The organism is Longitalea luteola (genome assembly GCF_017356035.1).
GTDB lineage: Bacteria > Bacteroidota > Bacteroidia > Chitinophagales > Chitinophagaceae > Niastella > Niastella luteola.
In genome coordinates this window covers 42,373-53,251 of sequence record NZ_JAFIQX010000019.1, presented here as the reverse complement: position 1 = coordinate 53,251, position 10,879 = coordinate 42,373, and the positions used below count along the sequence as shown (strand labels likewise).

At 40.8% G+C, this 10,879-nt stretch carries 11 protein-coding genes; 2 read left to right on the top strand and 9 right to left on the bottom strand.

What is annotated here, in order from left to right; all coding sequences use genetic code 11:
- A partial coding sequence (locus JUB15_RS27800) for an RHS repeat domain-containing protein (protein WP_305068369.1) occupies nucleotides 1-2,216 on the top strand: 2,216 nt, incomplete at its 5' end.
- A gap of 1 nt (nucleotide 2,217) precedes the next feature.
- On the top strand, nucleotides 2,218-2,562 hold the full coding sequence (locus JUB15_RS27795) for a hypothetical protein (RefSeq protein ID WP_207515984.1): 345 nt from the start codon (nucleotides 2,218-2,220) through the stop codon (nucleotides 2,560-2,562).
- 692 nt (nucleotides 2,563-3,254) lie between these two features.
- Here JUB15_RS27795 and JUB15_RS27790 read toward each other — a convergent pair.
- The 9 genes from JUB15_RS27790 to JUB15_RS27750 form a co-directional block, all read right to left on the bottom strand.
- Entirely contained in the window at nucleotides 3,255-3,767 is a 513-nt protein-coding gene (locus JUB15_RS27790; RefSeq protein WP_207515982.1) for a hypothetical protein, read from the bottom strand.
- Nucleotides 3,768-3,927: 160 nt separating this feature from the next.
- Nucleotides 3,928-4,281, bottom strand: coding sequence for a penicillin-binding protein (locus tag JUB15_RS27785; protein ID WP_207515980.1), 354 nt, complete (start codon nucleotides 4,279-4,281; stop codon nucleotides 3,928-3,930).
- Nucleotides 4,282-5,140: 859 nt separating this feature from the next.
- Nucleotides 5,141-6,301, bottom strand: a complete 1,161-nt coding sequence (locus tag JUB15_RS27780) for a DUF932 domain-containing protein (protein ID WP_207515978.1) — start codon at nucleotides 6,299-6,301, stop codon at nucleotides 5,141-5,143.
- Nucleotides 6,302-6,350: 49 nt separating this feature from the next.
- On the bottom strand, nucleotides 6,351-6,755 hold the full coding sequence (locus tag JUB15_RS27775) for a single-stranded DNA-binding protein (protein ID WP_207515976.1): 405 nt from the start codon (nucleotides 6,753-6,755) through the stop codon (nucleotides 6,351-6,353).
- Nucleotides 6,756-7,709: 954 nt separating this feature from the next.
- Nucleotides 7,710-8,129 (bottom strand): hypothetical protein, encoded by a 420-nt coding sequence (locus JUB15_RS27770; RefSeq protein WP_207515974.1) that lies wholly within the window; start codon nucleotides 8,127-8,129, stop codon nucleotides 7,710-7,712.
- Between the two features lie 18 nt (nucleotides 8,130-8,147).
- On the bottom strand, nucleotides 8,148-8,348 hold the full coding sequence (locus JUB15_RS27765; protein WP_207515972.1) for a hypothetical protein: 201 nt from the start codon (nucleotides 8,346-8,348) through the stop codon (nucleotides 8,148-8,150).
- Between the two features lie 35 nt (nucleotides 8,349-8,383).
- Nucleotides 8,384-8,734 carry a hypothetical protein gene (locus JUB15_RS27760; RefSeq protein ID WP_207515970.1) on the bottom strand — a complete coding sequence of 117 codons (351 nt, stop codon included), beginning with the start codon at nucleotides 8,732-8,734 and terminating at the stop codon, nucleotides 8,384-8,386.
- A gap of 241 nt (nucleotides 8,735-8,975) precedes the next feature.
- On the bottom strand, nucleotides 8,976-9,632 hold the full coding sequence (locus tag JUB15_RS27755) for a LexA family transcriptional regulator (protein ID WP_207515968.1): 657 nt from the start codon (nucleotides 9,630-9,632) through the stop codon (nucleotides 8,976-8,978).
- A gap of 150 nt (nucleotides 9,633-9,782) precedes the next feature.
- Nucleotides 9,783-10,838: a hypothetical protein gene (locus JUB15_RS27750; protein ID WP_207515966.1), complete on the bottom strand. Its 1,056-nt coding sequence runs from the start codon at nucleotides 10,836-10,838 to the stop codon at nucleotides 9,783-9,785.
- Nucleotides 10,839-10,879: the final 41 nt, after the last annotated feature.

The following is a 10,879-nucleotide window of genomic DNA, read 5'->3' as shown; positions in this document are numbered from 1 at the left end:
GTGCAGATTTTAATCAATGGGTTTCCGGTTCCGGTGCAACTGCAATTTTTAATAAATCGGCAAATATTGATTTCAGTGTTACCGGTATTTCCTATGATCCGAACGGCAATCTGCTCACCATGAATCAGAAAGGCCTCAAAGGAAGTACTTCACCATTGATTGATCAGTTAACGTATGGTTATCTGAATAATAGCAATAAGTTGAACCATGTCACAGATGCGGCCAGCGATCCCAATACCACGCTGGGGGATTTTAAAGATGGCAGTAATGGCGCCGGAGCTGATTATAATTACGATATAAACGGTAATCTTATTCAGGACAACAACAAGGCAATAAGCAATATTGCTTACAATTACCTAAATTTACCATCTGTTATCACTGTTACAGGAAAAGGAACGATAACCTATACGTATGATGCTGCCGGTAATAAACTGAAAAAAGAGATCGCTGAAAACGGGCAACCTCTTAAAACGATATTGTACACGGGGGGGGCTGTTTATGAAAATGACAGACTGCAGTTCATGATGCATGAAGAGGGAAGAATAAGAGCCCTAAAAGATGCCAATGACAATATAACCGGCTTTACCTTTGATTACTTCCTGAAGGACCATTTAGGGAATGTGCGTATGGTGCTTACCGAAGAGCAGGCAGTAAATATGTATCCGGCAGCGACTATGGAAACTGCTTCAGTTGCCGTCGAAGAAGCGTTGTATCGTAATGTAAACGACGCCACCAGAAGCAATAAACCGGCTGGTTATCCCAGTGATACTTCTGACAATCCAAATGAGAAGGTAGCGAAGCTCAGGGGCGATGGACAAAAAATAGGACCTGCTATTGTGTTGAAAGTAATGCCGGGTGATAAGTTTAATGTAAGGGTGAACAGCTGGTATAGATTGAATGGCGTAACGCCTGGTAAGCCTGTTAGTCCATTAAATGAACTTGCAATGGCGCTTGCTGCCAGCGTAGGAAGAGGGCCAGGCGGTAAAATTGCCGGCCAGCAGTTAAGTCCCGCGAAAATGTTTAACATTGGTGCATTGGAGTTTTTAAAAGACCAGCGTTATAATTCTTCACGGCCAAAGGCTTACCTGAACTGGATACTCTTCGATGATCAGTTACAGTATGTAAGCGGCGGAGTTGATCAGGTAGGTATCGACCAGGAGTTGAAGAAGCATCAGTTTGCCGGAGTTCCAATTAATAAAAGTGGTTTTTTGTATATTTACGTTTCCAATGAAACCCCGAACATTGATGTGTTCTTTGATAACCTGCAGGTAACGCATTTGCCCGGGCCTGTATTGGAAGAAACGCATTATTATCCATTTGGGTTAACGATGGCCGGGATTAGTTCGAAGGCGTTAGGCTATGGGGAGCCTGAGAATAAATTAAAATATAACGGAATTGAGAAGGAAGACGGATTAGATATTGAAATGTATGATGCTCAGTTAAGAGAACTCGATCCGCAAATAGGTCGATGGTGGGAAATCGATCCGAAAATAGAAGATCTGGAAATGTGGTCTCCATACGCCTCTAATTTTAACAATCCAATAAGATTTAGCGATCCGTTAGGTGATAAGGGCCAAACATGCTGTAAAGAACTTTGGAAGGATATTAAGGACGCAGCAGTAGAAACCGGAAAATCTTTATATGATGGTGCTGTTACTGTAGCGCGGGAAATAAATACTACGATTAATCCTCTTACTCCTGTTGTAGAACTTGTCACAGGGAAAAGTGCTGAAAGTGATTTTCAGGAAGATAAATCCAGGGCAGTTTCAGGTGTTCAAACAGCAATGATCTTTTTTCCTGTTGGAAGAGTTGAACAGGTTGCGACTAAAGTAACACAACGTGGTGTGGTTAGCTTAGATAATAATGCTCTTATTAAAGCCGTGGAAGGGGGCGGAAAAGATGCAGTTATTAAATCTATCGGAAGCGATAAGCCGATTGTTTCTATAACTGCTGCAAAAGAATTTCTTGCGAAGGGAGATAAACAGCAGTTAAAGAGCTTTATGATAGAGATTGGGGCAACAATAGGTAAAAATGGAGCATCTGCCAATCAGGTTCAGTGGCTTCAGGCTAAAGCAGCAAGCCTTGGGCGAAAATTGCATACGAATGATGCCAGTATTGTTGGAGGTGCAATTAATAATAACGCCTCTGTTCTTACAAATGACAAACGATTAATAAATTTTTTACAGGCTTTTGGAGTGCCATTTAAAACTCATTAGAATGAGCGCATTTAATATACTAATAGCAGAACTTCAATGTTCGAATTGTACGGTCTATTTCAAAGGTAGGATACAGTTTAAGTTTGGTGATACTTGGCAAATAGAATATAAAATAGGAGATAAGATTACATGGGGTGGAAATGATATAGGCAGGCCAGGTATAAAAGAAGTTAAAGTTTATGGCATATTGGAATCTAGTCATTGCCCTTCTTGTAATTATGAAATTCTTCCAAACGAATATGATATTTTTATTGAGAACGATATAATAAAGAAAATAGAGGTGCTTTCGGATATAAACGACTATTTAGTCGACGAAGGAGGCAATTACAAGATTTATAAAGAATGATTTTTTCATACGCACTCTTACCAATGAATTTTAAGTAGGCAGAGACTGTTGATATTGGTTTAAGATTTATGATTGGCTTTTAATGCGAGAAACTACTAGTATAATTATCTTAGAATAATTATACTAGCTGTATAAGTGATTCTGTCGAAAAACGAAGTTTGTAATAGGTTTTTGAAGGAAATGTTTAAGCCGCAGTGCAGTACTCGCTGCGGCTTTTTTACTTGCTGCGAGTGACATTTTAGATAATCTATGACTAATAGGCAGCCGAAGATGATTTAAAAGACATATATAAGATTGCTGCCCTTGTTAAAGTTGATAGGTTTGAAATTGTTAGGCTAATTTTTAACGAAAATCCTATTTTGAAAAGGCAGCCCAAAAAAGGAAAGCAACTTCAAGGAGGATGGATTAACTTATTAAGACTACTACAAGGAAGGCAACCGGTGTGCATTTATGCAACAAGTTAACCGTAATTCTTCTGAAAGTCAGTTGGCATTAATCGACAACTCACCGAAAAGATTATACGGCCGCCTACTTTGGGAAGCACTAAGTGTATGTGGCAACACTTGCCGTCTTTTAATCTCGAATAAGATTGTTCTAGCATTCGAATTGTCCTGCGATTTTTTTAATCTTTTGTTCCTATACTAGCAAGCACCTTACAGTAACTCCATTGATGCTGTTTTTTAATCATGTGATCATGTAAACTTTTTGACTAGCCAGTAACCCAGGAAATATAGTGGAAGTGCTAAGGTCGGTGCGTTATCGGTCAGGAAGCTAAAGCGCCGGTAGCTAATTAGTGTTGTTGCGCTGACAATCATCCAGGTAAAGATCCTACCCGTGGTGGGATTTAGTTGTAGTATGGACTTATCAATCAATCGTAACACCATCCATCCGGGGGCAAAACCGGTATATCCGATGCAAATTAGAAAAATCGGAATCCAAAGAAAGTTTTTTGCCTTCAACAGGGCTACGATCATTCCCTTTAAAAAATAGATAAAAAAGAAGTGCGCAACAGCAAAAATAGCAGTCGTGGTCATCCACAGGACGGCCGCTTCTTCTTTATTCAATAGTAAGTCGGATAATAGGTAACCGGTAAAAAGCAGCGGTAAATATAGGAAGGTTTCGAGCAGCAGTTTCCCGATCATCCATAGCCCTCCTAGATTACGGTCGAAAAGATATTGTTCACTATTGTTGTGTAGGTATTGCATTATGTCTTCATTTAAAATATTTATTTTATAAGCTATTCAAGCTGCCGTCCTGCCTTCCAATTTCAATATACATAGCAGGGCGGCAGCTTCCCGGCCATGTGTCCCTGCTGCAGCCCTAGGGTATATTCATATAAGCAAGGGCTTGCTACTTACGGGTCGTTTAAGACGTTTGGGGTGGGTTTAGCGAACGCACATAGGGTAAGTAGCGTTCTTCGGTCAAATCTTTTCCTTTCCAAAATGTACCAGTTTTGTGGTTGTAGTGTTCCTCGTAAAAACGGACAGTCTTTTTTTCAAGATCGATAACATACCGGTAGCTGGCATCTGTATGAAGTTCATTCACATGATCTGCAAAGGTTTCAATCCATTCGAGTTCTTTGGATGGGTCATTCAATGCTAGTAAGGGAGTAAGAAATTTTTCAACGATAAATCTTTGGCCTGGTGAACTGGTGCTGCCCAAAACAAAAAGTAGCTTTCTGCCGCCGGTGAGTTTGATATAAACATTTGATCGTGTCATAGCTTTTGTTTTTCAAGGTGAAATAAAAAGGGCTGGTAACGGGCTTTGGTGGCGCCCAGTGCTTTGAGTTGCTTTATGCTGATCAAAAACTTTCAATGATATTATATAACCTTTACGCTTACTGCCCAAGGGTGGCGCTTCCATAAAAAGTGGCCTGTGGTAATAGCGCTTATTTTTTTATCGCCCAGTTGGAGGCCGGGGTATAATCACGGCCAAACCGCAGATGTAATAATCTTAGCGACTATCATGCGGAGATAGTGATGGAATCCGCTCTAGTTGCTTCATAAGAAATGGTTAATGTGCTGAAGAAATGTGTGTTCGTTTCTAAGGAATAAACAAGCTGCCGTTTCACTACCGCACTAGATTTCATTCTTTTTGAAACGGTAGCTTTGCTGCGGGTTCAAGACTGAACAGGCATATAACGCCTTGCCGAAACGATACCCTCTGCGGGTAATGTAAGCTTGCAGGAGTGAACGGTAAACACGCCCAGATAGCCGCTGAAAAGTTCGTGGGGCAAACGCGTCGGGCTTGTGGTCTGTTCCTGCCGTTTGGCGGTGATGGTATCGGCCGCCTTTTGGGCCAGCTTGAGCCAACGGGCTGCGGCAATGTTAATTCGGATTTCGACTCACAGCTTTTTTAGTTTCCTGCCTAGGTTGTAAGGCCGTACTGTTCTATATGGGATAAAAAGCCCTTTATTTTGGTGGGTAAAAGCTCATGTAACAACGTCGCTTTTTCCCAGGGTTAGATAATTCGGTTGCTAGCCGCATTTTGGTTAATTCAATACTTGAAAATGGCCGGTGCGTTGCCCGGCGTTTTCGAAGAAAAAAGGAGCGGGGGAGGTGCCCCGCTCCAGGGGTGATTAGTTCAGGATCAAGGCATCGCTGCCATACTTCATATAAGACTGGCAAAGGTCAAATACGATCTGTGAGCGCTGTTGTGCGTAGCCACCATAATAAAGCGCTTCCATTTTAGTGTCAATCGATTTGTACTCGCGTACATTTTGAAAATACCCGGTGATGGCATTGTATGCCCCGTAAACCGTTCCTTTAGTAGTTTCCAGTTGCTGGGAAGGGCTACCTTGCGCATACCCGACGGCTGCTTCAACGGCGTTTTTAAACCGTGTAGATGTTTCTTCCTCTTTGCCATCCTTTAAGAGGGCGCGTGTTTCTTTAGAGGCGAGGGCTATTTGAATCAGTCGTTTTACCTCGGGGTCACTTATGCGGACTTTAGCCATCTGGTTAAGGATGCCGGAAAGCTGTTCAGTCATGGTATTGGTCATTCCCATCACTTCATGCGCTTTTAGTAGTCGGTCCCTAACATTGGCCGTATGCCGGAACCGTTTTACGTTCGTACAATTGCGGAGGGCTGCATTTAAGGTATTATTGCAGACAATACGAATAGGTGTAAATCCGATTACAATGGAGCCACTGCCATCGTGTGACGTGGTGAGAAACAGGTATTGCCTTAGGACATCGTCCCCGCTACCAACCCGTATATAATTCGGTAGCTTTGCCGTTATAAATATGGTTTCTCCTTTACCCAGCGCTCCCGCTGTTTCATACATGATGCCTCCTTCGCCACCTACAATAGCATCAAAAAAGCTAAACGCGTCCTCGTTCTGTACCACATGGTACTCTTTTCCGAGCTTGGTACCTAATATGTCGCCGTTATCCGTCCGGTAGGTATAAAATGAATCATCCGATACTTTTGCCAGAAATGCGGCGGGCGCGTTTTGATCGGCCATTGTATTGTTATGCAGTTTAGCGCTCAGTTTATCGCCCTGCTGGGTACTGAATGTGAAATAAGAATCCTTGTCTTCTTTATTCCATTGGTCCCCGACCACCGGGTACATATGAATGTTTGGTGCGATACCTACGGTAAAGTTGAGTTGTGCCGCCTTAATTGCTTCGGAGCTGGTAAGGTATTCGCTTACAATCTGCCCTTTTTGGTGCCAGGCAATTTCTTGTTTGGAGAAAAACGCGTATTTATTAGTTTGCTCGTTGAAATTCAGATTATGCATAAAATTTGATTTTAATTGTTATTGTATGGGTGGCGTCCTTAGGCGGGAATTAAAAAGGGAGATCATCCACGGGTTCAGCGATGGTTTCAGGCTTTTCTGTTGCTGCCAGCTTTGGTGCTTCTTCGGTGCTCAGACTTTTTGAGCGACGACCTAAAAATTTAATTGTCTCTATGGTTGCGGTGCTGCTGGCTTTTGCATTGCCGGCGCTATCAGTATAAGCACGTGCGACTACGTTGCATTGGACGCTAAGAATTGTTCCTTTGGTGATGTAAGGAGCTATTTTTTCCGGCTGGATCCAATAGATACAATTGTAATAAAAGGACTTTTGCACCCTTTTGCCGTCTTTATCCTTGTAGCTCATATTTTCTACCAGGTCGAAAGCGGCAAACTGTTTTCCGTTTTGGGTTGTAATAACTTTCGCGTCTTTGGTTACTGTTCCATTAAGGTGTGCCATAACTTTAGGTTTAAATTGTTAAGAAAGATTTTGTGTAGTTGGGGCTTGTAGCGCCCCGTTCTTTCTTTTTGGCCAGCAACGCTGTGCATTGCATCGTGGAGGCTGGAGAATTTTTCGAATAAAAAAATACGACCCCACAAAACTTCCGGTCATGCGTAGCATGACGCCAGCATGTGGGGTGGAGATTTTTTTTGAAGAAACAATTCGTAAGCTCGGAGCGATGCAATACTGATTCTAAAAAAATAAGGCGGTCTAACAAATGTGCGGGTCATTTTACCCAAAGGTTATAGATTTAATGCTGATGGATCTACTATTATTGGCTAAGATTAACAGGATGGCTGCTTCGCATGCATTGTTTACTGCTACACCAAAAAGTATAGTTGAAAAATATTCTTACGACTTTGAACCTACCGAAGGAAGTAAACCTTCACATAACTGGTATTACAGTATCTAATGCGAATTTCAAAGAAGTGGAAGGACAGCGGTTATATCATAACCTGACTGGCCCATCAAGGCGAAGACCCGGCAACGGAGCGTCACAACAACCGTTTGATCAGGGAACGAATCCTAGTAACTAAGATTGCCTTTAATTCATTTATTCTTGCTGCTGCAGGACACAGCCGTAACTACACTGTGTGCTGTAATTACAGTATAGATAATATAGTGCTGAGGGTTGCAGCATATTTTGACCGATGCCAGCCTGTATGTACTCGAATGCTTTATAGTCATAAGATTCGTTTTTATAAAATGCTCAAAAGCATCATGCGAGGAAGTGGGTATGAAAAATATTTTTACACATTCCGATTTAATTAAAAGTCCCGATGTAGAAACATCGGGGCTTCTGGTTAACGGTTCTGATTAGTAGCTTTTTTTTTAGCAGTGGCTGCCGGTCATTTGACTAATTATGTGAACCCAATATTTAGAATCTCGCTCCCAGAACTTCGTTAAATTCTTTTAGATAGCCGAAAGCCCAGGTTTGTTGCCACTAAATTCTAGCAACTTTGATTTATAATGGTCTAGCTGCTCTTTGGCAAAGCAAATAGTTTCTTTCTGTGATTCTACCAGGTTTTGCATTAATGCCAATTCTCTTTCCAGGGTAATTTTTTCCTGCATGATCTTTTGTATTTCAGATTTCAACAAGATAGTTTCATCATCGCGGATACTTTTCATAGGTTCTGCATCATAAAAGAATTTAATAAAATCCTTTTTGAGGGCTACCGAGATAGCCACTAATAAATCTATTGACATGGTGGCGCGATTATATATATCTGGCACTGTCTTTTCATTTTTATGAATGAGGGCACCAAATTCTTTTTGCGTAAGCCGTTTAAGCTCTACCTCCGCCTGAATTATATGTCCAATGTGAATAGGCACAAAATACGGGTGTACGATTTATAATTCTTCGAGTATTTCACTGTCGGCCAGCCCGGTTATTTCCCGGATTACTTTAAGGGCAGCAGCTTTGGTAAGATTGTCACTGTTTTTTTGAATATACCGGGCAATGGTAAACTCGGTACAATGTAAAACATCCATCAGTTGGCGGCGGATGACAGGATTGTTTATTGCTTTGAGTGCTTTTTGACTTAGTTTCATAATTGGATAGGTTTTTCGTTTTCTTTCAAAAAAAATTATCTTTCAAGATATTTTAATAATCGCTCATATTTATTTTTAGTTTCCATGATATATTCAACTGTACACGCGACGTCGTTAGAGCGCCACATCAATTGATCCAATTGCGCCACGGAAATGTCATTAGTTTTTATATCCCAACAAAACTGTACCATTCTTTGAAGCATATCACATAAGTCGAAAAAGCGCGGCATGCCAATTTTTTGCTTCAAGCTATCGGATACGTCTTTAAAGGTGAGCGCGTGTAGCACAGAAACTGAAGTAAGTAAATAAAGCTGAAGATGGTCTTCAAATTCGCTGTTGCCTAAAAGGTAATACACATCCGCCTCGATTTCTCGATCATATTCCATATCTTTCCTTTTTTCGTTCAGGTACTGCTCTATGACGTCTAATAAGTCCTTTTTCAATTGAGAGGGGCAATTACAATGTGTTTGCTCGGTAAGTTGACTGTTCGTGTTTCCCATAAAAAAAGTGTAAGAATTAATCGACTGCCATTGATGGCTTGTTAATCAGTACAACCATCAACGACTCCCAGTAAAAGGATTGCCTGTGATTTTAAAATACGATTGACAATTTCCATAACAGAAAATTTTAAAATCTAATTATTGCTGCGTTCACCTTAAAGATTGCCTCTATCTGTAGCCGAGTTCTTTCCATGGGTGGAAATTTATTCTGGTCCGGATTATCAGCAACCAGCTGAAGATAATTTTTATCTTCTCTCAGGTAAATCTTCCTTACAATTCCCTGAAAGTTGCTATCAATTATGTAATAGTACGATCCGCAGTTGAGCGTTTGAATATCTCTAATCCTGGTAATAATTATCCGGCAACCGTTGGGAAAGGTTGGCTCCATGCTATGGCCGATTACTTCAATTACACCATCCACCTTGCCAAGAAATGGAGCACTGATGCGGTCAACAATCAATTCCGGGTCATTATTGGTAAATAATATTGTGCCGCTGGCTGCTTTGCCATCTATTTGTGGAATAGGTGGGCCATCCGGATTCAAAGGAAGCTTTATAGTTACTGGTTGCTGTTTCTCGACTTCGAAGGCTTTATATTCCTGGCTTCTTTCAAGCTGGTCCAGATAGTCTTTTAATCTAAGATAATTGTTAAGGTTGCTGGGTTTGGTGCCTTTTTCCCATTTATATAGCGTTTCCTTTGCAATACCAGTTGCCGCTGCAATTGCAGGTATATGTATATTGCATCTTTGCCGGATGAGTTTTAACCGAATTCCAATATCATTCATAGTATTTTAATAAAAGATATAAGTAGAATCAATAACTAAAGCTTCATACAGTGGGAGGCACGCGCTTCGGAATCGACCATCAGGTTAAGAGTAAAGCCCCAATGTAGACACATCAGGACTTTATGGTTATGGCTTTGATTAGTAGTTATGTTAGAATGCCATGCGTTCGGGTGAACTGGCATCAGTTGTATGTAAACCGCTTTGATGATTTGGCCGATGTTCATTTGAAAGCAGGTCGAACCTCCAACTGATTAGTCTGTTGGCTGCTTTTATTAAACATAGTACATTACGGTATGTGATCAATGCGCTCAATGGGCTCATGTTTTCTGGATAGACACCAGTAAAACAAATCGATGCTTCCTGCCAGTCATTTAATTCACGGATCGCGTTATTTAAAGGGAATTGATCAAAGAAAGCAGATACTACCTGCATTGGGTTAGCGATTTGCTCTTGACTAAGTATCTGCTGTTTTTCAGCTTCTATCATGTGCCTTGTGGAAGATGAATTTTGGTTTTTTGCATAAATGATAAAAAGCGCCTCTGTCAGTTCAAGCAAATGATCATAAAAAGTTAGTAACTGTTCCCGTTGCTCGCCTTCTTCATATATTGCACAGTCAGCTGATAACGCTATATGTCTCCAGTCGCGCAATTGGTTTCTAAGAAAATCGAGCGATTCATTTTTAAAAACTTCGGTAATTACATACATTGGATCTTCATCCGTATATTCCTGAAGTTGTTTTGGCTTGTTTAATATATGTTCTTGAGTTGCTGCTTCATCAATTACCGTAACCGCATCTGATTTCGCATGCATATTAACTTTGCGGGACCCTGTTTCTGTTGAATGAGCAATTTTCTTAGATTTTATCTTTTGCCTTTTGCGCCTATGTTTATGTATTTTTCTCCTCAATATATGCGCAGCTTCGATTAGCCCTTCAACTTTTTCATAGAAGTAAAGATTGCTGCTGCGTTCAAGTGGTTCGCTCGCAATTTCATTTGGACTGGTTACCACTTCCGAGACCCATTCCCATAGTTTTTCTCGAACATCTCTTAAATGATAACATTCAAAAAAGTCATCTAATACCAGTAAAGGATCTCTTTTTTCTTTTTCGATAAGACGTATTGGCTGGTTGGACCATTGAGGGTGATGGTTGTGAGATTTACCAGAAAACCTTGTACGGCTGGCGGAATTGGTTAATGGCTCATTCATATAAGTATATTTAGTAATGAAAGGATTAATGAGCCTTGAGG